17 protein-coding genes are annotated in these 22,168 nt (G+C 67.5%); 9 read left to right on the plus strand and 8 right to left on the minus strand.

The genetic code is table 11. The features are described 5' to 3' along the window. The first annotated feature begins 8 nt into the window (after positions 1-8). From FR943_RS19750 to FR943_RS19760, 3 genes are all read left to right on the plus strand, one after another. The gene (locus FR943_RS19750) at positions 9-1,319 is read left to right on the plus strand and encodes a nicotinate phosphoribosyltransferase (protein ID WP_217159927.1); all 1,311 of its coding nucleotides are present in this window, start codon (positions 9-11) and stop codon (positions 1,317-1,319) included. Further along, positions 1,316-3,379, plus strand: a complete 2,064-nt coding sequence (locus tag FR943_RS19755) for an ATP-dependent DNA helicase (RefSeq protein ID WP_217159928.1) — start codon at positions 1,316-1,318, stop codon at positions 3,377-3,379. Before FR943_RS19750 ends, FR943_RS19755 begins: the two co-directional genes overlap by 4 nt. A 91-nt stretch (positions 3,380-3,470) precedes the next feature. Beyond that, positions 3,471-4,913 carry a neutral zinc metallopeptidase gene (locus FR943_RS19760; RefSeq protein WP_217159929.1) on the plus strand — a complete coding sequence of 481 codons (1,443 nt, stop codon included), beginning with the start codon at positions 3,471-3,473 and terminating at the stop codon, positions 4,911-4,913. Positions 4,914-4,924: 11 nt separating this feature from the next. On the opposite strand, the gene FR943_RS19765 is transcribed toward FR943_RS19760, so the two are convergent. Together FR943_RS19765 and FR943_RS19770 are read right to left on the minus strand one after the other, a co-directional pair. Beyond that, positions 4,925-5,773: a Vgb family protein gene (locus FR943_RS19765; RefSeq protein WP_217159930.1), complete on the minus strand. Its 849-nt coding sequence runs from the start codon at positions 5,771-5,773 to the stop codon at positions 4,925-4,927. Beyond that, positions 5,770-8,391: a glycosyltransferase family 1 protein gene (locus FR943_RS19770; RefSeq protein ID WP_217159931.1), complete on the minus strand. Its 2,622-nt coding sequence runs from the start codon at positions 8,389-8,391 to the stop codon at positions 5,770-5,772. The genes FR943_RS19765 and FR943_RS19770 overlap by 4 nt, the downstream gene beginning before the upstream one ends. Before the next feature lie 181 nt (positions 8,392-8,572). Here FR943_RS19770 and FR943_RS19775 point away from each other — a divergent pair, with 181 nt between their 5' ends. Beyond that, complete coding sequence (locus tag FR943_RS19775) at positions 8,573-10,684, plus strand: alpha-1,4-glucan--maltose-1-phosphate maltosyltransferase (protein WP_217159932.1); 2,112 nt, start codon at positions 8,573-8,575, stop codon at positions 10,682-10,684. Between the two features lie 7 nt (positions 10,685-10,691). Next, entirely contained in the window at positions 10,692-12,899 is a 2,208-nt protein-coding gene (gene glgB / locus FR943_RS19780) for a 1,4-alpha-glucan branching protein GlgB (protein ID WP_217159933.1), read from the plus strand. 11 nt (positions 12,900-12,910) lie between these two features. Here glgB and FR943_RS19785 read toward each other — a convergent pair whose 3' ends face one another. The 3 genes from FR943_RS19785 to FR943_RS19795 all read right to left on the minus strand — a co-directional run bounded on the left by FR943_RS19785 (position 12,911) and on the right by FR943_RS19795 (position 15,474). Then, positions 12,911-13,816 (minus strand): tetratricopeptide repeat protein, encoded by a 906-nt coding sequence (locus tag FR943_RS19785; RefSeq protein WP_217159934.1) that lies wholly within the window; start codon positions 13,814-13,816, stop codon positions 12,911-12,913. Between the two features lie 13 nt (positions 13,817-13,829). Further along, positions 13,830-14,213, minus strand: coding sequence for a DUF3817 domain-containing protein (locus FR943_RS19790; protein ID WP_217159935.1), 384 nt, complete (start codon positions 14,211-14,213; stop codon positions 13,830-13,832). A 70-nt stretch (positions 14,214-14,283) separates the two neighbouring features. Then, on the minus strand, positions 14,284-15,474 hold the full coding sequence (locus tag FR943_RS19795) for an acetyl-CoA C-acetyltransferase (RefSeq protein WP_217159936.1): 1,191 nt from the start codon (positions 15,472-15,474) through the stop codon (positions 14,284-14,286). An 82-nt stretch (positions 15,475-15,556) separates the two neighbouring features. On the opposite strand from FR943_RS19795, the gene mce reads away from it, so the two are divergent. Further along, positions 15,557-16,033 carry a methylmalonyl-CoA epimerase gene (gene mce / locus FR943_RS19800; protein WP_217159937.1) on the plus strand — a complete coding sequence of 159 codons (477 nt, stop codon included), beginning with the start codon at positions 15,557-15,559 and terminating at the stop codon, positions 16,031-16,033. Positions 16,034-16,043: 10 nt separating this feature from the next. Here the strand turns inward: mce and FR943_RS19805 are convergent, their stop codons facing one another. Together FR943_RS19805 and nucS are read right to left on the minus strand one after the other, a co-directional pair. Beyond that, a complete protein-coding gene (locus FR943_RS19805; RefSeq protein WP_217159938.1) occupies positions 16,044-16,325 on the minus strand; it encodes an Rv1322 family protein in 282 nt (93 codons plus the stop codon). Continuing rightward, positions 16,325-16,996: an endonuclease NucS gene (gene nucS, locus FR943_RS19810; RefSeq protein ID WP_217159939.1), complete on the minus strand. Its 672-nt coding sequence runs from the start codon at positions 16,994-16,996 to the stop codon at positions 16,325-16,327. The genes FR943_RS19805 and nucS overlap by 1 nt, the downstream gene beginning before the upstream one ends. A 46-nt stretch (positions 16,997-17,042) precedes the next feature. Here nucS and FR943_RS19815 point away from each other — a divergent pair, with 46 nt between their 5' ends. Beyond that, on the plus strand, positions 17,043-18,653 hold the full coding sequence (locus FR943_RS19815) for an adenylate/guanylate cyclase domain-containing protein (RefSeq protein WP_217159940.1): 1,611 nt from the start codon (positions 17,043-17,045) through the stop codon (positions 18,651-18,653). Here FR943_RS19815 and glsA read toward each other — a convergent pair. After that, positions 18,643-19,923 carry a glutaminase A gene (glsA, locus tag FR943_RS19820; RefSeq protein ID WP_217159941.1) on the minus strand — a complete coding sequence of 427 codons (1,281 nt, stop codon included), beginning with the start codon at positions 19,921-19,923 and terminating at the stop codon, positions 18,643-18,645. The two genes, FR943_RS19815 and glsA, sit on opposite strands and share 11 nt — an antisense overlap. Before the next feature lie 87 nt (positions 19,924-20,010). Between glsA and FR943_RS19825 the strand changes: the two genes are divergently transcribed. Both FR943_RS19825 and FR943_RS19830 read left to right on the plus strand, forming a co-directional pair. Then, positions 20,011-21,504, plus strand: a complete 1,494-nt coding sequence (locus FR943_RS19825) for a DNA-3-methyladenine glycosylase 2 family protein (protein WP_217159980.1) — start codon at positions 20,011-20,013, stop codon at positions 21,502-21,504. Next, on the plus strand, positions 21,501-21,998 hold the full coding sequence (locus tag FR943_RS19830) for a methylated-DNA--[protein]-cysteine S-methyltransferase (protein WP_217159942.1): 498 nt from the start codon (positions 21,501-21,503) through the stop codon (positions 21,996-21,998). The genes FR943_RS19825 and FR943_RS19830 overlap by 4 nt, the downstream gene beginning before the upstream one ends. Positions 21,999-22,168: the final 170 nt, after the last annotated feature.

Here is a 22,168-nt window from a genome sequence, read left to right on the forward strand (position 1 = left end):
TTGCGGGTGTGACCGTGGCGTTGCTCACCGACAAGTACGAGCTGACGATGCTTGCCGCCGCGCTGCGCGATGGCACGGCACACCGCCGGACCACCTTCGAGGTGTTTGCCCGCCGGCTGCCCGAAGGCCGCCGCTACGGCGTGGTCGCCGGCACCGGACGGTTCGTGGAAGCGTTGGCGGAGTTCACGTTCGCGCCCGAAATTTTGGCCGGACTCGCCGACTTTCTGGATTCGCGGACGCTGGATTTCCTCGCCGGCTACCGATTCGGCGGTGACGTCGACGGGTATGCCGAGGGCGAGCTCTACTTCCCCGGCTCGCCGGTGCTTTCGGTGCACGGCACCTTCGCCGAGTGCGTCGTGCTGGAAACCTTGGTGCTGTCAATCCTCAACCACGACACGGCGATCGCCTCGGCGGCGGCCCGCATGGTCAGCGTCGCCAACGGCCGGCCGATGATCGAGATGGGCTCCCGCCGCACCCACGAGATGGCCGCGGTGGCCGCAGCCCGCGCGGCCTACCTGGCCGGCTTCGCCGGATCGTCCAACCTGGCCGCCCAGCAGCGCTACGGTGTGCCGGCATTGGGCACCGCCGCGCACGCCTTCACCCTGCTGCACACCACCGAGGCCGGGCCCGACGAGCGGGCCGCGTTCCGCGGCCAGGTGGAAGCCCTGGGCGTCGACACCACGCTGCTGGTCGACACCTACGACATCACCGCGGGGGTGGCGAACGCGATCGCGGTGGCCGGCCCGCAGCTGGGCGCGGTACGCATCGACTCGGGCGATCTGGGCGTGCTGGCCCGTCAGGTCCGCCGGCAGCTCGACGATCTCGGCGCCACCGGAACCCAGATCGTGGTCTCCGGAGATCTCGACGAGTTCGCCATCGCCGCCCTGCGCGCCGAACCGGTCGACAGCTACGGCGTCGGCACGTCGGTCGTCACCGGGTCCGGCGCACCGACCGCGGGCATGGTCTACAAGCTGGTCGAGGTCGACGGCATGCCGGTGGCCAAGCGCAGCAGCCACAAGGAATCGCTCGGTGGCCGCAAGCAGTCCCTTCGGCTGGCCAAGCCCTCCGGAACGATCGTCGAGGAAGTGGTCCATCCCTATGGCGAGGCGCCGCCGGAGCCATCCGGGTTCACCGCGCGCCCGCTGACGGTACCGCTGGTGACCGCGGGCGTGCCGGTCCAGGGAGCGCACCCGGCCGTCGATCTGGCGGCCGCCCGCGAGCGGGTCACCGTCGGCCTGCACAGCCTGCCGTGGGATGGCCTCAAACTCTCCCGCGGCGAACCGGCCATCCCCACCCGGCTCGTGCCCCCCAAAGCATGACGACCAAATCGAAGCCGTCCCCGCAAGTGGCCAATGTGGTGACCAACCTGCTCAAGATCGCCGTCGAGGGCCTCGGTGGCGCTGGCCGGCCCGGCCAGGTCGAGATGGCCGGGGCCGTCGCGCACGCTTTCGAATCCGGTGAGCACCTGGCCGTCCAGGCCGGCACCGGCACCGGCAAGTCCCTGGCCTACCTGGTGCCCTCGATCGCCCACGCCCTCCAGACCGAACAGCCGGTGGTGGTGTCGACGGCGACGATCGCCCTGCAACGTCAGCTCGTGGACCGTGACCTGCCCCGGCTGGTGAACTCACTGGCCGAGGCACTGCCGCGCAAGCCCACGTTCGCATTGTTGAAGGGACGGGGAAACTACCTGTGCCTCAACAAAATTCATAACGGATCGGCCGAAGAGCCGGATTCACTTTCCCAGGTCGAACTGTTCTCCCCCATGGCGGTCAGCGCGATCGGCCGTGATGTGCAGCGGCTGACCGAGTGGTCCTCCGACACCGAGACCGGTGATCGCGACGAACTCGTCCCGGGCGTGCCGGATCGGTCCTGGTCGCAGGTCAGCGTGTCGGCGCGGGAGTGCATCGGGGTGTCGCGGTGCCCCTTCGGCACCGACTGCTTCGCCGAACGAGCCCGGGAAAAGGCCGGGGCCGCAGACGTGGTCGTCACCAACCATGCACTGCTGGCCATCGACGCGCTGTCCGATTTCTCCGTGCTGCCCGAATACGAGTTGCTGGTGGTCGACGAGGCGCACGAACTGGCCGACCGGGTCACCGGGGTGGCGACCGCCGAGTTGTCGGCGACGTCCATGGCGGTGGCACACCGCAAGATGTCGCGACTGGTGGATGACGAACTGGCGCAACGCTTCGAGGCCGCCGTCGCGACCTTGTCCTCGCTGCTGCACGAACTCGACGCCGGCCGTATCGACGTGCTCGACGAGGAGCTGGGCATCTACTTGACGGCGTTGCGCGACGCCGCCAATGCGGCGCGCACCGCGATCGACACGTCGCCGAGCGACCCGCAGGCCGCGTCAGCCCGCACCGAGGCCGTCACCGCGCTGAGCGACGTCAGCGATACCGCCACCCGCATCCTCACGTCGTTCGTCCCGCCCATCCCCGACCGGCTCGACGTGGTCTGGGTGGCGCGGGAAGAAAGCGCGAACGCCACCCGGGTGATCCTGCGGGTGGCACCGATGTCGGTGGCGGGGCTGTTGCGCACCCGGTTGTTCGCCAACGTCACCGCGGTGTTGACCTCGGCCACCCTGACCCTCGGCGGCAATTTCGATGCGATGGCGCGCAACTGGGGGCTGGGCGGCTTCGCCGACTCCGGCGAGCCGGCAAAACCAGGCGGGACCGGCGAGCCGGGCGGGTCCGGCGCGCCCGCCAAACCGGGCTGGCGCGGCCTGGACGTGGGCTCCCCGTTCGAGCACGCCAAATCGGCAATCCTCTACGTGGCCAAGCATTTGCCGCCACCGGGACGGGACGGTACCGACGCCCGCACCCTCGACGAGATCGAGGGATTGATCACCGCCGCGGGCGGACGCACTCTCGGCCTGTTCTCCTCGATGCGCGCCGCCAAGGCCGCCGCCGAAGTGATGCGCGGGCGGCTGACCACCCCGGTGCTCTGCCAGGGAGAGGACACCACTTCAGCTCTGGTGCAACAGTTTTCCGACGATCCGGAGACGTCGCTGTTCGGCACGCTGTCGCTGTGGCAGGGCGTCGACGTGCCCGGCCCGTCGCTGTCGCTGGTGCTGATCGACCGGATTCCGTTCCCCCGGCCCGACGATCCGCTGTTGACCGCCCGGCAGCGCGCGATCAGCGCCCACGGCGGCAACGGCTTCATGGCCGTCGCGGCCAACCATGCCGCGCTGCTGCTCGCCCAGGGCACCGGCCGGTTGCTGCGCCACACCGACGACCGCGGCGTGATCGCGGTGCTGGATTCCCGGCTGGCGACCGCACGCTACGGCGGCTACCTGCGGTCGTCGTTGCCGCCGTTCTGGTCGACCACCGACCCCGACCGGGTTCGCCAGTCGCTCAAGCGGTTGCGCGGAGCGTCCTGATATCGCACCCCGCGGCTGCTCAGTTAACTAGTGTGGGCGGCATACCCGCGCGGACGGTTGCGGCCGCCTGAGTGCACCGGAAGGTAGCCATATGAGCCGACGCTCCCTGTTCGGGACGATTGTCGCGACCTGCCTGGCGCTACCGCTGGCCGCGTGTTCGTCGCTGATCGGCGGCACAGCGGTGTCGGTGTTCAGCGATCCGTTCTCGGTGGCCGGCATGCCGGCCACCGACGGTCCGAGTGGGCTGCGCCCCGACGCCGAGGAGGCCTCCCGCCGGGTCACCAACACCGATGGCGGCGCGATCGACATTCTGGCCGCCAGTGCGGTCAGCGACCTGGAGGACTTCTGGGCCGGCGCGTACTCGGAGACCTTCGAGGGTGAGTTTCGCCGGGTGCGCGCGCTCATCTCCTGGGACGCCGAGAGTTTCGGCGATCGATTCTGCGGCATGGAGACCTACGGGTTGGTCAACGCCGCGTTCTGCAAGCCCCAGCGGACCATCGGCTGGGACCGCGGTGTGCTGATGCCCCGGTTGCGCGAGCAGAACGGCGACATGGGAGCCGCGATGGTGCTGGCCCACGAGTACGGCCACGCGATCCAACAGCAGGCCGGCCTGGTCACCCGTGAGACGCCGACGCTGGTGGCCGAACAGCAGGCCGACTGCCTGGCCGGCAGTTACATGCGCTGGGTGGCCGAAGGCGATTCCCGCCGGTTCACCCTCAGCACGGCCGACGGACTCAACAAGCTGCTGGCCGCCGTGATCGCCTTCCGCGATCCACTGCTGTCCGAGGCCGAGGCCCGGGCCGGGATCGACGAGCACGGCTCGGCATTCGAACGGGTCTCGGCCTTCCAGTTCGGCTTCACCGACGGCCCGACCGCCTGCGCGGCGATCGACATGAAAGAGATCGACCAGCGGCGAGGCGACCTGCCGGTGTTGTTGGCCAAAAACCAGAGCGGGGACCTGGATCTCACCGAGCACTGGGTTGCCTCGATGGTCGATGCGCTCAACACCCTGTTCACCCCGGACGATCCGCCGGAGCTCAGCTTCCGGGCCGACGACGCGGTCGACTGCCCCGGCGCGCAGCCCAGCCCACCGGCTTCGTACTGCCCCGACACCAACATCATTGTGGTCGACCTGGATGAGTTGCAGGCGCTGGCCGCGCCGCCCGACGAGTTCACCGACGGCGGCCTGGCCGGCGGTGACAACAACGCCTTCTCCGTGCTGATCTCGCGCTACATGCTGTCACTGCAGCGCGCCCGCGGCCTGGTGCTCGACAACGCCGAGGCCGCACTGCGGACCGCCTGCCTGACCGGGGTGGCCACCGCGAAGTTGACCAAGCCGGTGAGCCTGGCCAATGGCGACACCATTCTGTTGACCGCCGGTGACGTCGACGAGGCGGTGTCGGGCATTCTCACCAACGGCTTGGTGGCCAGCGATGTCAACGGTGAGTCGGTGCCCTCGGGATTCGCCCGTATCGACGCCTTCCGGGTCGGCATCCTGGGCGACGAAGAACGCTGCCTCACCCGGTTCTCCTGAGCAAGACCTGATCAGGTCGGCATTTTCAAAACGAATCCACATTCCAGCGCCACCCAGCAGGCGCCGTCGGGACCGATGGCCAAGCCGTGCGGTTCACTACCCGACGGCAGGTCGATGGTGACGACCTCGCCGTCGCCGCTGATCCGGGCGATCTGATCGGCGCCCCACAGACTGACCCACACCCCGTCGGTCGGATCGGCGACCACCGCGTGCGGCTTGCCCGGCAACTCCAGCTCTTGGATGGCATCGTGGACCGGGATTCGACCGACCTTGTCCGCGCGGATCTCGGTGAACCACACCGCGTCGTCGTGAGTGGCCGCGATGCCCACCGGACCGGCCGCGGCAGTGGGTAATTCGCGCACCGTGAGCGCCCCGTCGACGGTCAGCCGACCGACCGCGCCGGCCTCGTTGAGGGTGAACCACAACGCGTCATCGGGACCCTTGGTGATCATCGACGGCATCCCGCCGACCACGGCGACGCTGGAGATCTCCCCGTCGGTGCCGACCCGGCCGATCTCGCCCGTCGACATCGCGGTGAACCACATCGCATCGTCGGGGCCCGCGGCGATCCCGAACGGCGCACTGCCCTCGGGCAATTCGAACGCACTCAGCTCGCCGGCCGTGGTGATCCGGCCGATGCGGTCGTCGCCCGAGCGGGTGAACCACAACGCACCGTCCGGTCCGGCCGCGATGATCGACGGGCGTGCCCCGTCGGCGATCGCATACGTCGTCACCTCCCCGCCGACCGACACCCGGGCGATTGCGCCGCTGTGCACCAGCGTCACCCACATGGCACCGTCGCTGCCGGCCGCCAGCGCGTACGGTCCGCCGTCGAGCGCGACTTTGAGCGCCTTACTCAAGCCAGCGTCACCAAGCCCAACTCGTTGTCAGCGGTCAGCAGCCGGTGGTGTGGCAACACCCGCACGGTGTAGCCCACCGGACCGGCCACCGGAAGGGGTGTGCTGGTCGAGAACACCTCGGTGCCCCCGTCCGCCGACCCGGTGTGCGGCATCGGCACGGTCACCGGGCTCACGATCACGTCACTGGCATCCACGCGGCCCAGCACGGCCTGCACCGTCACCTCGTCGGGCCGCAGGCCCGCCAGCTGCACCGTGGCGGTCAGCGTGAGCTGTGACCCCAGCAGCGGGGTGTCGGGCAGGCCGTAGCTGTCCACGTCGGTGATCTCGATCTTGGGCCAGGCCTCCTGCGCGCGTCGCCGGTAATCGGCCAGTTCCCGGGCCGCGCCGAACGGCTCCCCCGAGGTGGCCTCCACGGTCTGGCGCAGCGACATTGCGGCGGGCAGATAGTACTTCTCGGTGTAGTCCCGCACCATGCGCGACGCCAGCACTTTCGGCCCCAGCACCTGCAAGGTGTGGCGCACCATCTCCACCCAACGGGTCGGGACCCCGCGCTCGTCGCGCTCGTAGAACTTCGGTGTCACCGCGTGCTCGAGGAGGTCGTAGAGGGCCGCGGCCTCCAGATCGTCGCGGCGCGCCTCGTCGTCCACACCGTCGGCGGTCGGAATCTCCCAACCGTTCTCGCCGTCGTACCACTCGTCCCACCAGCCGTCGCGGATCGACAGGTTCAGCCCGCCGTTGAGCGCACTCTTCATGCCCGACGTGCCGCAGGCCTCCAGCGGCCGCAACGGATTGTTCAGCCAGACATCGCAACCCCAGTACAGCAACCGCGCCATCGACATGTCGTAGTCCGGCAGAAACGCGATCCGGTGCCGTACCTCAGGGCGGTCGGCGAACCGCACGATCTGCTGAATCAGTGCCTTGCCGCCGTCGTCTGCCGGATGCGACTTACCCGCCACGATCAACTGCACCGGACGCTGCTCGTCGAGCAGCAGCCTCTCCAGCCGCTCCGGATCACGCAGCATCAACGTCAACCGCTTGTACGTCGGGACCCGGCGGGCGAATCCAACCGTCAGCACAGCGGGATCGAAAGCCTTTGCGATCCAGCCCAATTCGGCCTCTGAGGCACCGCGCTCCAACCAGGACCGGCGCAACCGGGCGCGCACATCAGCGATCAACGTCTCACGCAGCTGAGACCGGATCTCCCACATGTGCCCCGGGTCGACCTCCTGCAGCCGCTCCCACACCGCGGGTTCGGCGGCCTCCGAACCGATCAACTCCCGGCCCAGCGCCAGCCACTGCGGAGCAGCCCACGTCGGCGCGTGCACCCCGTTGGTGATCGAACCGATCGGCACCTCCTCCGGATCGAAACCCGGCCACAGGTCGTTGAACATCCGCCGGCTGACCCGGCCGTGCAGCAGCGACACCCCGTTGGCCCGTTGAGCCAATCGCAGACCCATGTGCGCCATGTTGAACTTCGATGGGTCCTCCTCGGCGCCGAACGCCACCACCCGATCCAGCGGAACCCCCGGCAGCAAACGACTGTCGGGCGGCCCGCTCCATTGCTGCCCTTCGCGCGAGCGCTCATCGGCACGACCGCCGAAGTAGCGCTTCACCATCTCCACCGGGAACCGGTCGATACCCGCCGGCACCGGGGTGTGGGTGGTGAACACCGTCGAGGACCGCACCACGGCCAGCGCGGTGTCGAAATCCAGCCCCGCCGAGACCAACTCACGGATCCGCTCCACCCCGAGGAAGCCGGCATGACCCTCGTTCATGTGGAACACCTCCGGGGCAGGCAGGTTCTCCAGTTCGATGAACGCCCGAACGGCCCGGATACCGCCGATGCCGGCCAGAATCTCCTGCCTGATCCGGTGCTCCTGGTCACCTCCGTAGAGCCGATCGGTCACCCCGCGGAGTTCGTGCTCGTTCTCCGGGATGTCGGAATCGAGCAGCAGCAACGGAACCCGCCCCACCTGGGCGATCCAGACCCGGGCCCGCAGGTTCCGTGAATCCGGCAACGCCAGTTCCACCAGCACGGGGTTACCGGCCGCGTCACTGAGCAGCCGCAGCGGCAGGCCCTGCGGATCCAGCGCCGGATACGTCTCGTGCTGCCAGCCGTCCGCGGTCAGCGACTGCCGGAAGTAACCGGAGCGGTAGTACAAGCCCACCGCGATCAACGGCAGCCCCAGATCCGACGCGGACTTCAGGTGGTCGCCGGCCAGGATGCCGAGCCCGCCCGAGTAGTTGGGCAGCACCTCGGCAACCCCGAACTCCATCGAGAAGTACGCGATGCCCTTCGGCATGTCGACACCACCGTCGGCCTGTTGCTGGTACCACAGCGGCCGGGTCAGGTAACTGTCCAGATCCGCGGCCAGCGCATCGAGGGAGCCCAGGAACGACTCGTCGGCGGCCAGCTCGTCCAGCCGTTGCGGGCTGACCGCCCCGAGCAACGCGACCGGGTCACCGGCGGTCTGCTGCCACAGCTCGGGATCCACCACGGCAAACAGATCCTGGGTGGGCTTGTGCCAGGACCAGCGCAGGTTGACCGACAGCCGTTCCAGCGCCGCCAACCGCTCGGGGAGGTGCGCGCGGACAGTGAACCGTCTCAGGGCTTTCACGCGACCCAACCTTACTGACAAATCCGCGTTGCGCAGCGGTCGGTGTTTTCCGTACACAGGCCGTTCAGCGTGCGCTTAACGCCCGCGAGGTTGGGCAGCCCACTACGGTGGGTATCAGACGCGACAAGGCAGGTGAACGAGAGACGCCCCGCTTGACCGTGACGACGTGAGGAGTGGATGGGTGGCCGGTCGTATCGGAATCGACGATGTCGCGCCTGTGGTCTTCGGCGGGCAATTCCCGGCAAAAGCCGTCGTCGGCGAAGTGGTGCCGGTGCGAGCCACGGTCTGGCGCGAAGGCCACGACGCGGTGGCGGCCACCCTGGTGGTGCGTTATCTCGGCACCGACTACCCGCGGTTGGCCACCGGGCCTGCCAGCACCGCGCCGGTGCCGATCGAGGCTGTGTTGCCGGCCGATCCGGTGCTGCCGACCGACCCGGTGGTGCGGCCCACCCAGCGCATCAAACCGCAGGCCCTACCGATGTCCACCGGACACACCCCCGATGTCTTTCATGGCCACTTCACGCCCGACAGCGTCGGACTGTGGACATACCGGGTCGACGGGTGGGGCGATCCACTGGCCACCTGGCGGCATGCGGTCGAGGCCAAGCTCGGTGCCGGCCAGAGCGAGGCCGAGCTGTCCAACGACCTGTTGATCGGGGCGCGCCTGCTGGAGCGGGCGGCAGCCGGAGTTCCCCGAAAGCTACGTGATCCGCTGCTCGAGGCGGCCGCCGCGCTGCGGAACCCCGGTGATCCGTTCCGGCGCGCCGGTGCTGCCCTGTCCGACGAGGTCACCGAACTGCTCGACCAGTACCCGTTGCGCGAATTGATCACCCGCGGTGAGCAATACGGTATCTGGGTGGACCGGCCGCTGGCCCGGTTCTCCTCGTGGTACGAGATGTTCCCGCGGTCCACGGGCGGTTGGGATTCCACCGGGCATCCGGTGCACGGGACATTCGCCACCGCCACCGAACAACTGCCCCGGATTTCCCGGATGGGTTTCAACATCGTCTATCTGCCGCCCATCCACCCGATCGGCAAGGTGCATCGCAAGGGCCGCAACAACGCGGTGACCGCCGGGCCCGAAGACGTCGGCTCACCCTGGGCGATCGGCAGTGACGAGGGCGGCCATGATGCCGTGCACCCGGCGCTGGGCACCATCGACGACTTCGACGACTTCGTGGCCGCCGCCCGAGGTCAGGGTATCGAGGTGGCGCTGGATCTGGCCTTGCAGTGCGCACCGGACCATCCCTGGGCCGCAGCGCATCCCGAGTGGTTCACGGTGCTGCCCGACGGCACCATCGCCTACGCCGAGAACCCGCCGAAGAAATACCAGGACATCTACCCGCTCAATTTCGACAACGATCCCGCCGGGCTCTACCACGAGGTTCTGCGGGTGGTGCGGTTCTGGATCTCGCATGGCGTCAAGGTCTTCCGGGTCGACAATCCACACACCAAACCGCCGAACTTCTGGGTCTGGCTGATCGCCGAGGTCAAGAACGAGGATCCGGACGTGTTGTTCCTGTCCGAGGCATTCACCCGGCCGGCCCGGCTGTACGGGTTGGCCAAACGCGGCTTCACCCAGTCCTATACGTACTTCACCTGGCGCACCAACAAGTGGGAGCTCACCGAGTTCGGCAACGAGATCGTCGAGAACGCCGACAGCGCACGGCCGAGCCTGTGGGTCAACACGCCCGACATCCTGCACGAGTCCCTCCAGCACGGCGGCCCCGGCATGTTCGCGATCCGGGCCGTGCTGGCCGCCACCATGAGCCCGTCATGGGGCATGTATTCCGGCTTCGAGTTGTTCGAGCACCGGGCACTGCGCGAGGGCAGCGAGGAGTACCTCGACTCCGAGAAGTACGAACTGCGCCCCCGGGACTTCGCCGGCGCGCTGGCCGAGGGGCGTTCCCTCGAACCATTTGTCACCCGGCTCAATGAGATTCGACGCCTGCACCCGGCGCTGCGCCAGCTACGCACCCTCACGTTCCATCACGTGGACAACGACGCGCTGCTGGCCTACAGCAAGTTCGATCCGATCACCGGCGACACTGTGCTCGTAGTGGTCACCCTCAACCCGTTCGGCGCCGAAGAGGCCACGCTGTGGTTGAACATGGAAGCCCTGGGTATGGAATACCATGACCGGTTCTGGGTGCGCGATGAGATCACCGGCGAGGAATACCAGTGGGGGCAGTCGAACTACGTCCGCATCGATCCCGCCAAAGCCGTGGCGCATGTGTTGAACATGCCGCTCGTACCCTATGAGCAACGACTGGCCTTGCTACGCAGGGAATGAGAACACGATGACGAGAAGCAATCAGAAGACCGACATGCACCTGCGGCCCGACCCCTCGGACCTCCAGCGACTGCTGATCGGCCAGCACCACGATCCACATTCGGTGCTGGGCGCCCACGAGTACGGCGGCCACACCGTGATCCGGGCCTACCGGCCGCATGCCGCGAAAGTGGTGGCGCTGATCGGCACAGATCGATACCCGTTGCAGCACATCGAATCCGGACTGTTTGCGGTGGCCGTGCCGTTCACCGACCTCATCGACTACCGCCTCGAGATCAGCTACCCGGGGGCCGACGACACCATCTTCAGCCACACCACCGCCGACCCCTACCGGTTCCTGCCCACACTCGGCGAACTCGATCTGCACCTGTTCGCCGAGGGCCGCCACGAACGCCTGTGGGAGATCCTGGGCGCGCACCCGCGCAGCTTCACCACCCCCGACGGGGTGGTGGACGGGGTGTCGTTCGCGGTGTGGGCACCGAATGCCAAGGGCGTCAGCATCATCGGCGACTTCAATCACTGGGACGGCAACGAGGCACAGATGCGGGTGCTGGGCTCGACCGGGGTGTGGGAGCTGTTCTGGCCCGGGTTCCCCGTCGGCGGCCTCTACAAGTTCCGGGTTCGGGGCGCGGGCGGGGTCACCACCGACCGTGCCGATCCGATGGCGTTCGCCACCGAGGTACCCCCGCAGACCGCATCCCGCGTCACCACCAGCTCCTACACCTGGCGCGACCGCGAGTGGATGACCCAACGCGCCGCACAGAACCCGGTGTTCGAGCCGATGAGCACCTACGAGGTGCACCTGATGTCCTGGCGGCCGGGGCTCACCTACCGGCAGCTGGCCACCGAACTCACCGAATATGTTGTGGAGCAGGGCTTCACCCACGTCGAACTGCTCCCGGTGGCCGAGCATCCATTCGGCGGATCGTGGGGCTACCAGGTCACCTCCTACTACGCGCCCACCTCACGACTGGGAACGCCCGATGACTTCCGCCACCTGGTGGACACCCTGCACCAGGCCGGGATCGGGGTGATCGTGGACTGGGTGCCGGCCCACTTCCCCAAGGATGCCTGGGCGCTGGGCCGGTTCGACGGCACCGCACTCTACGAACATTCCGACCCCCGCCGGGGCGAGCAACTCGACTGGGGCACCTACGTTTTCGACTTCGGTCGGCCCGAGGTACGGAATTTCCTGGTGGCCAACGCTCTGTACTGGCTACAGGAATTTCACATCGACGGTCTGCGGGTGGACGCGGTGGCCTCGATGCTCTACCTCGACTACTCCCGCCCCGAAGGCGGCTGGACACCCAACGTCCACGGTGGCCGGGAGAACCTGGAGGCGGTGCAGTTCCTGCAGGAGATGAACGCCACCGTGCACAAGGCGAATCCCGGAATCGTCACCATCGCCGAGGAGTCGACCTCATGGCCCGGGGTCACCCGGCCGACAAACCTTGGCGGCCTTGGTTTCTCGATGAAGTGGAACATGGGCTGGATGAACGACACGCTCGACTACGTCAGCCACGACCCGGTGCACCGCAGCTATCACCATCACGAGATGACGTTCTCGATGCTGTACGCCTTCAGCGAAAACTACGTACTGCCGATCAGCCACGACGAGGTGGTGCACGGCAAGGGCACCCTGTGGACCCGGATGCCCGGTGACGATCACGCGAAGGCCGCCGGGCTGCGCAGCCTCCTCGCCTACCAGTGGGCCCACCCCGGTAAACAACTGCTCTTCATGGGCCAGGAGTTCGGGCAGCGGGCCGAATGGTCCGAGGAACGCGGTCTGGACTGGTTCCAGCTCGATGAGCAGGGTTTCTCCGGCGGTGTGCAGCGCCTCGTGCGCGACCTCAACGGGATCTATCGCCGCCACCCGGCGCTGTGGAGCCGGGACACCAGCCCCGAGGGCTACTCCTGGATCGATGCCAACGATTCGGCGAACAACGTGCTGAGCTTCCTGCGGTTCGGTGCCGACGGTTCGGTGCTGGCCTGCGTGGTGAACTTCGCCGGCACCGAGCACAGCGAGTACCGGCTGGGTCTGCCGCACGCCGGGCAGTGGCAGGAAGTGCTCAACACCGATGCCACCATCTACAACGGCTCGGGTATCGGGAACATGGGTGCGGTGCAGGCCACCGACGAACCCTGGCACGGCCGGCCGGCGTCAGCGGTGATGGTGCTGCCCCCGCTGGCCATGCTCTGGTTCGAGCCCGTCTAGCTTTCCGGGAATCAGTACAGGGCGTTGGCGAGATTGCGCCGGCCGGCGATCACCTCGGGATCGGCGGCGTCGAACAGCTCGAACAGCTCGACGAGCCGGGTCCGCACCTTGGTGCGATCGTCACCGGCGGTGCGCTTGATCAGTGCGATGAGCCGATCGAACGCGGGGGACACGTGCTGGGCCAGGATCTCGGCGTCGGCAGCGGCAAACGCGGCCTCGATGTCGTCGGGAGCGGCGTCGGCGGTGGCCACCGCGTCGGGGCTGGTCGCACTGGCCCGCTCCAGGAAAGCGATCTGGCGCACCGCACCTTTGGCTTCGGCATGATTCGGCTGGGCATCGAGGATCGCCTGATAGGCGGCGCGCGCGGCGGCGAAGTTCCCTTCGTCCAACTGCGCCCGGGCCGCGGCGAGCTCAGGATCGACCTGTTCGGGTTCGCCGTCGCCGTCGCCGGATCCGGTCAACTTCCCCGCCGTCGCCTCAAGCAGCGAATCGATCCACCGACGCAGCTGATCGGCAGGCTGACTGCCCTGGAAGCTGGAGATCGGTTGGCCGCCGGCGAGCGCCACCACGGTCGGTACGCCCTGGATGCCGAACATCTGCGCCACTCGCGGTGTGGTGTCCACGTTGACCAGTGCCAGGGACCATTTGCCGTTGTCGGCCGCTGCCAGGGTGGCGAGGGCGTCCCCCAGCGCCGCACTGGAGTCGCTGCGCGGCGACCACAGCAGCACGACCACCGGCACCTGGCCCGAGCGGACCAGCACCTCGGCTTCGAGATTGGCTTCGGTGACCTCGGTGACGTTCGGGCCACCGGGCGGCGCACTGGGACTGTCACCGCCCGTCGCGGGCCGCTGTTTGAGTGCCGAGAGATCAACCGCGCCGGCGAGCGCCGGCCCGACAGAAGGTCGTGGACGAGTCACGACAACAAGTTTGTCACGTCGTTTCCGGAATGGCTCCGCCCGGTCGCGTGACCAGCTCGGCTGCCGCGTCCGGGGACAGCCTGGCAGTGCGGTCGGCCCACATGACGAAGATCACACTGGCCAATGGCACGATGCTGGCCAGCAAAGCCAGAATCCAGGTGGCGACGTCCCACTTGCAGGCCACGCCGACCAGCACCGCCGCGACCACGAAGGCCACGAAAACCCCGCCGTGGATCGGCCCGAAGACTTTCACGCCGATCTCGGTCCGCGGACTGCCGAGGTACTTGAAATACATCCCGACCAGCAGGCCGGCCCAGCTCACCGCCTCGGCGAGGGCGATGAGCCGGAACCAGCCGGCACGCGTGCGCAGGTCGAACGAGCGTGTCATGGGCGCCATTGTGCCCGAACGGACGCCCAGCTACTACGCCGTGTCGTTTTAGCGGAGTTCGCGATCCGCCGGTTGGCTGTCAGCGACGCAGGATGAGGGCATCACCCTGGCCACCGGCGCCACACAGCGCCGCGACCGCGTAGCCAGAGCCCTTGCGGGCCAGCTCCAGCGCCGCATGCAGCGTGATGCGCGCCCCGGACATCCCGATCGGGTGACCGATGGCGATCGCCCCACCGTTGATGTTCACCTTGGCCGGATCGACGCCGAGCTCCTTGGTCGAGGCCAGCGACACCGCAGCAAAGGCCTCGTTGATCTCGAGCACATCGAGCTGATCGACGGTGATGCCCTCCCGCTCGACGGCCTTCTTGATGGCGTTGGCCGGCTGGCTCTGCAGCGTGGAGTCCGGTCCGGCCACCACACCGTGCGCGCCGATCTCACACAGCCAGTCCAGGCCCAGCTCCTGGGCCTTGGCCTTGCTCATCACGACCACCGCGGCCGCACCGTCGGAGATCTGTGACGAGGAACCGGCCGTGATGGTGCCGTCCTTGCGGAACGCCGGACGCAGACCGCCCAGCGATTCGGCGGTGGTGTTGGCCCGGATCCCCTCGTCCTCGCCGAACTCGATCGGGTCGCCCTTGCGCTGCGGGATCGACACCGGCACCACCTCGTCGGCGTAGACGCCGTCCTTCCACGCTGCGGCGGCCTTCTGGTGCGACTGCGCGGCGAACTCGTCCTGCTCGGCGCGGGTGAACTTGTCGACGTCGTTGCGCTGCTCGGTGAGCGCGCCCATCGGCTGATCGGTGAACACGTCGTGCAGACCGTCGTAGGCCAGGTGGTCCACCAGGGTCGCATCGCCGTACTTGTAGCCCTCACGGCTCTTGGGCAACAGATGCGGGGCCTGGCTCATCGACTCCTGCCCGCCGGCCACGACGACCTCGAACTCACCGGCCCGGATCAGCTGATCGGCCAGCGCGATGGCGTCGATGCCGGACAGGCACATCTTGTTGATGGACAGCGCGGGCACGTCCCAGCCGATGCCGGCGGCCACCGCGGACTGCCGGGCGGGCATCTGCCCGGCACCCGCGGTCAGCACCTGGCCCATGATCACGTAATCGACCAGCGACGGGTCGACCTTGGCCTTCTCCAGGGCGCCGCGGATCGCGATCGCACCCAGGTCGCTGCCGGAGAAATCCTTCAACGAACCCATCAATTTGCCAACCGGAGTGCGCGCTCCGGCAACGATCACCGACGTACGGGTATCCGCAGTCATTTCCTACCTCCAAGACCTGGTCAAGCGGTGTGTGGGCGATCACACATTACGCAAACGTTCAGCTAGAGGTTACCGTTGCGTTATGACCGCCGAACAGGTTGATACCCGTCCCGCCCTTGCCTCCGCGCTGGTGACGGCGATCGATCACGTCGGGATCGCCACCGCCGATCTGGACGAGACGGCCAAGTGGTACCACGACCACCTCGGCATGATCGTGCTGCACGAAGAGATCAACGAGGAACAGGGCGTGCGTGAGGCCATGCTCTCGGTCCGCGGCGCCGCCAAGGGCAGCGCGCAGATCCAGCTGCTGGCGCCCCTGAACGAAAAGTCGACGATCGCCAAGTTCCTCGACCGCAGCGGTCCCGGCCTGCAGCAGCTGGCCTACCGAACCAGTGACATCGACGCGCTGTCCGAGCGGTTGCGCAGCCAGGGCGTGCGGTTGCTGTACGACGCTCCGCGCCGGGGTACCGCGGATTCGCGGATCAACTTCATCCACCCCAAGGACGCCGGCGGCGTGCTGATCGAGCTGGTCGAGCCGGCCGCCGATTCGGAGCACTGAGACCGGCCCGCTAGGACCACTTTCTCGTCGGGCCGCGATTGGCTCGATTCGCCCAGCAGGCGGTGTGCCAGTGCCTGCGGTCATCGACATCGCCGACATCGATCGGCAGCACGACCACGTGCGCCACACCCACCCGGACCTCGTGGTCACAGCCCGGGCAGCGGTAGACCTTCACCGCGCGTGACGCCGTGACCGCCCGTACTTCATAGTCGTAACCGTCGGGCCCCGTCTCGACGCGCCGGGACAGCGGCGGCGGCACCAACCGCCGGTGCTCGCGACGCCGACGACGCATCAGAACAGCCGGTATTCGTCGCTGTCCATACCCCGCATCTGGTCATAATCCAAAGTCACACAGCGGATCCCACGATCAGTGGCCAGCGTCCGAGCCTGCGGCTTGATCTGCTGGGCGGCAAACACCCCGGCCACCGGCGCCAGCACGGTGTCGCGGTTGAGCAGCTCGAGGTACCGGGTCAGTTGTTCCACGCCGTCGATCTCGCCGCGGCGCTTGATCTCGACGGCCACCGAGCGACCCAACTCGTCGCGGCACATCAGGTCGACCGGACCGATCGCGGTCGGGTACTCGCGACGCACCAGCGTGTAACCGGCACCCAGCAACTCGACGTGTTCGGCCAAGAGCGCCTGCAGGTGCGCCTCCACCCCGTCCTTCACCAGACCCGGATCGACGCCCAACTCGTGACTGGAGTCGTGTTCCACATCCTCGACCGTGATCCGCAGTTGCTCACCGGCCTTGTTCTCGACCACCCAGAGCGGCACCCCGTCGCGGTCGTCCTCCACCAGCCAGCACGGTGGGCTCATCCAGTTCAGCGGCTTGTAGGCGCGATCGTCGGCATGGACACTGACAGACCCGTCGGACTTGAACAACAACAGCCTGCGGGCCGAAGGAAGGTGGGCGGTCAGCCGCCCGACATAGTCGACGGTGCACTGGGCAATCACGAGGCGCACCCGATCCACCTTAAGGGCACCGACAACGAACTAGGCTGACGCCACAATGAACGCCGATAAATCACTGGCACAGCGGCTGGGCCGGGTACTTGAGGGCGTCACGCGCCAGAACAGCAGGCTGCAGGGGACTCCGGAATACGGATCGTGGGTGCTGGGCCGGGTGGCCGAAAGCCAGCGCCACCGCAGGGTGCGCATCCAGGTCATTCTCACGACGTTCGTGGTTGGCGTGAACCTGCTCGGCATCGGAATCTCGATGTTCATCGTGACGGTGCTGTTCCCGACGCCCGACGTGTTCGCGCCCCAGGTCCGCTGGATCACGTTCATCGTCGCGCCGATCTATATGGGCTCGGCCGTGATCGTCGGGGTGTTCTGGGCGACCACCCGGGTGATCGACAACGTGCGCTGGGCGATCGAAGAACGTCCGCCGACCGTCGCCGATCAGCGCAACACGTTCTTCGCCCCGTTCCGGCTCACCCGCGTGCTGCTGTTCCTGTGGGGCCTGGGCACCGCGCTCCTGACGACGTTGTTCGGACTCGTCGACACCGACTACATTCCGAAGTTCCTGCTGGGCATCAGCTTTCCCGGCATCGTGGTGTCCGTCAGCTGCCATCTGTTCACCGAGTTCGCACTGCGACCGGTGGCCGCCCAGGCCTTGGAGGCCGGGCCGCCCCCGGTCCGGTTGGCACCGGGCATCATGGGCCGCACGATGGTGGTGTGGTTGCTCAGCTCGGGCGTGCCGATCATCGGCATCATGCTCGCCGCGATGTTCGCGCTGACACTGAACAACCTCACGCCGACCCAGTTCGCCTACGCCGTCATCGGTCTCGGCTCGTTCGCGTTGGTGTTCGGTTTCTTGTTGATGTGGATCCTGGCCTGGCTCACCGCCACCCCGATCCGGGTTGTGCGCGCCGCGCTCAACCGGGTCGAGCAGGGTGATCTGACCACCAATGTGGTGGTCTTCGACGGCACCGAACTCGGTCAGCTGCAACGCGGATTCAACTCGATGGTGACGGGCCTTCGCGAACGTGAGCGGGTCCGCGATCTGTTCGGTCGTCATGTCGGTCGCGAGGTCGCCGCCCTGGCCGAGCAGGAGAAACCCGTCCTCGGCGGCGAAGAGCGCCACGCCGCAGTGATTTTCGTCGACGTCATCGGCTCGACGAAGCTGGTGACCACGCTGCGCGCGGTCGAGGTGGTGGACCTGCTGAACCGGTTCTTCGCGGTGATCGTCGACGAGATCGACAACCATCGCGGGCTGGTGAACAAATTCGAAGGTGACGCGATCCTCGCCGTGTTCGGGGCCCCCGTGTCGTTGGAGAACCCCGAGGATGAGGCGCTGTCCGCGGCGCGGGCCATCGCCCGGCGGATACGCCTCGAGATTCCCGAACTCGAGGCAGGTATCGGGGTGGCGGCAGGCCAGGTGGTGGCCGGCAACGTCGGCGCCAAACAGCGCTTCGAATACACCGTGATCGGCGAGCCGGTCAACGAGGCCGCGCGATTGTGTGATTTCTCCAAGTCGGTGCCCGGGCACCTGGTGGCCTCGTCCGACACCATCGAGAACGCGTCCGAAACCGAAAGGGCGCATTGGTCTCTGGGCGAGACGGTGTCCCTGCGCGGCCTGGGTGAGCCGACCCGGGTGGCGGTGCCGACTAGCCGATGAGCTGTCGCGCCGCCTCGACGGCCTCCTCGACCGTGACGAACACGATCGAATCGACATCGGCCCGTCGCTGCTCCGGCACCACCCGCCCGTCGGGGTCCACCAGGTAGACCTCCTTGCCGGCGGCAGTCAGACTGGCACGCATCCCGATCAGCATGCCGCGGGCCGCGTCGTCGATGTCGTCGACATGGCCGGCGTCCAGCACCGCCACGTCGTAGTCGTCGCAGTCATGCTGGGCGGTGCGCAGCACCTGCTCGGCCCCGGCGAACATCAGGTCGCCCTGCACCTCGTAAACACGGACACCCGGGCTGACGTCGAACACCGCCCGCAGCGTCGACGACGACTCGCGGGTCACGGTGAGGAAGTGCAGGCCCAGCTGTGACGACAGATTGCGGCACACCTGAACCCCACGCACGCTGTTGCCGCGGGAGTCCAGACGGGGCGAATACACCCCGATGCCGAGTTGGCCGGGCAACACCGCCACGATGCCGCCGCCCACGCCGCTCTTGGCGGGCATGCCGACAGCGCTGACCCAGTCACCGGTCGCGTCGTACATCCCGCACGTCACCATGACGCTGAGGGTGCGACGCACCACGTTGGCGTCGGTGACCCGACGCCCGGTCAGCGGGTTGAGCCCGCCACGGGCCAGGGTGGCGGCCATCCGGGCCAGGTCGGTGGAGGTGACATTGACCGAGCACTGCCGGAAGTACACGTCGAGCACCTCGTCCGGATCACCGTCCAGCACACCGAAACTGGTCAGCATGTAGGCGATGGCCCGATTCCGGTTACCGGTCGCCTTCTCCGAGGCGTACACGTTCGAGTCGACATCGAGTTGGCGCCCCGCGCAGGCTGAGTAGAAGTCGAGGATGTGGCCGAAACGCTCGTCGGCGTTCGCTCCGGGGATCAGCGAAACCGCGGCGATCGCGCCGGCATTGATCATGGGGTTCTTCGGGGTCTTCGTGACATCGTCGACGCTGATCTCGTTGAAGGCCTCCCCTGAGGGTTCGACACCGATACGGGCGTCGACGGCAGCCGGACCGAGGTTGTCCAGTGCCAGCGCGTAGGTGAACGGCTTGGAGATCGATTGGATGGTGAATTCGACTGCAGTGTCGCCTGATTCGTAGACGTAACCATCCGATGCCGACAGGGTGAGCCCGAATCCCTCGGGGTCGACTTTCGCGAGTTCGGGGATGTAGCCGGCCAGTTCCCCGTCGCACAGGCCGATCTGCTCGTCACGGATTTGGTCCAGATAGCGTTGCACCAGCTCGGCCACGCGTAGCAGTCTAGTCGCGGGAGGCCTGTCACGACGATGTCGCTTTTCCGCTAGTCATCGGGTGGCCACCATGCCATCGTGAGTGTCATGCACGACGATTTCGACCGCTGTTACCGGGCCGTCCAGTCCAAAGACGCCCGGTTCGACGGCTGGTTCGTCACCGCTGTGCTCACCACGGGCATCTACTGCCGGCCCAGCTGCCCGGTGCGCCCGCCGTTCGCCCGCAACATGCGGTTCTACCCGACCGCCGCTGCCGCTCAAGCAGCCGGGTTCCGGGCCTGCAAGCGATGCCGTCCGGACGCCTCCCCAGGGTCGCCGGAATGGAACGTGCGCGGCGACGTGGTGGCCCGGTGCATGCGGTTGATCGCCGACGGCACCGTCGACCGTGAGGGGGTGACCGGCCTGGCGGCCCGGGTCGGTTACACCAGCCGGCAATTGCAGCGCATCATGCAGGCCGAGCTCGGTGCCAATCCCCTGGCGCTGGCTCGGGCTCAGCGCACGCAGACCGCGCGGGTGCTCATCGAAACCACCGAGCTGCCGTTCGGCGACGTGGCATTCGCCGCGGGGTTCGCCAGCATCCGCCAGTTCAACGACACCGTCCGTGCAGTGTGCGATCTGACGCCGACCCAGTTGCGGGTGCGGGCGCGGATTCGGTTCACCTCCGAGGCCTCCGCCGCCCCCGGGGTGCTGTCATTGCGGCTGCCGGTCCGCGCCCCATTCGCTTACGAAGGGCTGTTCGGCCACCTGGCGGCCGGGGCCGTGCTCGGCATCGAGGAGGTCCGCGACGGGCAGTACCGCCGCACGCTGCGGCTCCCGCACGGCCACGGCGTGGTGGGTCTGGCACCTCAACCCGATCACGTCCGGTGCCAGTTGGTGCTCGAAGATTTCCGCGATCTGTCGGCGGCGATCGCCCGGTGCCGACGGCTGTTGGATCTCGACGCCGACCCCGAGGCCGTGGTGGAGGCCCTGCAGGCCGACCCGGTCTTGACGTCCGTGGTGGCCAAGGCCCCGGGCCAGCGCGTCCCCCGCACTGTCGACGAAACGGAGCTCGCGCTCAGGGTCGTGATCGGGCAACAGGTTTCGATGAAGGCGGCCGCCACGCACGTGGACCGCCTGGTGGCCGGCTATGGGATGCCGATCACCGATGAAGGCGGCGGCTTGACCCACGTGTTTCCCGATGTCGCCGACCTCGCCGGCCTGGATCCCGATCACTTGGCCATGCCGGCAACGAGGAGACGAAGCGTCACCGCACTGGTTCAGGCGATCGCCGGCGGTGAGCTGAATCTCGACCCCGGGTGCGATTGGGACCGCGCCCGCGAGCAGTTGCGCACGTTACCCGGGATCGGCCCCTGGACGACGGAAGTCATCGCCATGCGCGGCCTCGGTGATCCCGACGCCTTCCCGGCCACCGATCTGGGGGTGCGCGCCGCGGCCGGCCACCTCGGGCTGGCCGACACCGCACTCATGGACCACAGCACTCGATGGAGACCGTGGCGCGCGTACGCGACCCAACACCTGTGGACCACACTGGACCACGCGGTGAACGACTGGCCCCCGCACGATCAACAGGAGACGTCATGACGACACTGCAATGCCGCACCGTGGACAGCCCGGTCGGTCCCCTCACGCTTGCCGGCCGCGATGGCCGGTTGATGCACCTGCGGATGGTGGATCAGACGTATGAACCGGACCGCAACGACTGGGAGATCGACGACACCGCGTTCGCCGACGCCGTGGACCAGCTGGCCGGTTATTTCGCCGGCGACCGAACCGTATTCGAGCTTGAACTCGAAATGGTGGGGACGCAATTCCAGCGGAAGGTCTGGCAAGCGTTGCAGACCATTCCATACGGCGAGACGTGCTCCTACGGCGAGATCGCCCGCCAGATCGGTTCTCCCGGGGCCTCACGCGCGGTCGGCCTTGCCAATGGCCACAACCCGATCGGCATCATCGTGCCCTGCCATCGCGTGATCGGCGCCAACGGCAGCCTGACCGGCTACGGCGGCGGCCTGGACCGCAAACGCGCATTGTTGGAATTGGAGAAAAGCCGCACCAGGCCGGCGCTCTTCAATTGAGCGATCGACGTTTTCAATTCCAGTCCAGTTCAAGAATTGAAAACGTCGCCCACATACAAAAATGCCCGGGCCCTCCAATCGAAATTGGAGGGCCCGGGACTTAATTTGTGTTCGGCGGTGTCCTACTTTTCCACCCGTGTGGGTAGTATCATCGGCGCTGGCAGGCTTAG

This window comes from [Mycobacterium] fortunisiensis (assembly GCF_019050325.1).
GTDB classification, from domain to species: domain Bacteria; phylum Actinomycetota; class Actinomycetes; order Mycobacteriales; family Mycobacteriaceae; genus Mycobacterium; species Mycobacterium fortunisiensis.

Bases quoted from the DNA above. Each gene is read 5' to 3' on its own strand.
- FR943_RS19805 (WP_217159938.1), bottom strand. From the start codon at position 16,325: ATGCGTCGTCGGCGTCGCGAGCACCGGCGGTTGGTGCCGCCGCCGCTG.
- FR943_RS19825 (WP_217159980.1), top strand. From the start codon at position 20,011: ATGCACGACGATTTCGACCGCTGTTACCGGGCCGTCCAGTCCAAAGAC.
- FR943_RS19815 (WP_217159940.1), top strand. From the start codon at position 17,043: ATGAACGCCGATAAATCACTGGCACAGCGGCTGGGCCGGGTACTTGAG.
- FR943_RS19830 (WP_217159942.1), top strand. From the start codon at position 21,501: ATGACGACACTGCAATGCCGCACCGTGGACAGCCCGGTCGGTCCCCTC.
- FR943_RS19760 (WP_217159929.1), top strand. From the start codon at position 3,471: ATGAGCCGACGCTCCCTGTTCGGGACGATTGTCGCGACCTGCCTGGCG.
- FR943_RS19755 (WP_217159928.1), top strand. From the start codon at position 1,316: ATGACGACCAAATCGAAGCCGTCCCCGCAAGTGGCCAATGTGGTGACC.
- FR943_RS19790 (WP_217159935.1), bottom strand. From the start codon at position 14,213: ATGGCGCCCATGACACGCTCGTTCGACCTGCGCACGCGTGCCGGCTGG.
- mce (WP_217159937.1), top strand. From the start codon at position 15,557: ATGACCGCCGAACAGGTTGATACCCGTCCCGCCCTTGCCTCCGCGCTG.
- FR943_RS19795 (WP_217159936.1), bottom strand. From the start codon at position 15,474: ATGACTGCGGATACCCGTACGTCGGTGATCGTTGCCGGAGCGCGCACT.
- glgB (WP_217159933.1), top strand. From the start codon at position 10,692: ATGACGAGAAGCAATCAGAAGACCGACATGCACCTGCGGCCCGACCCC.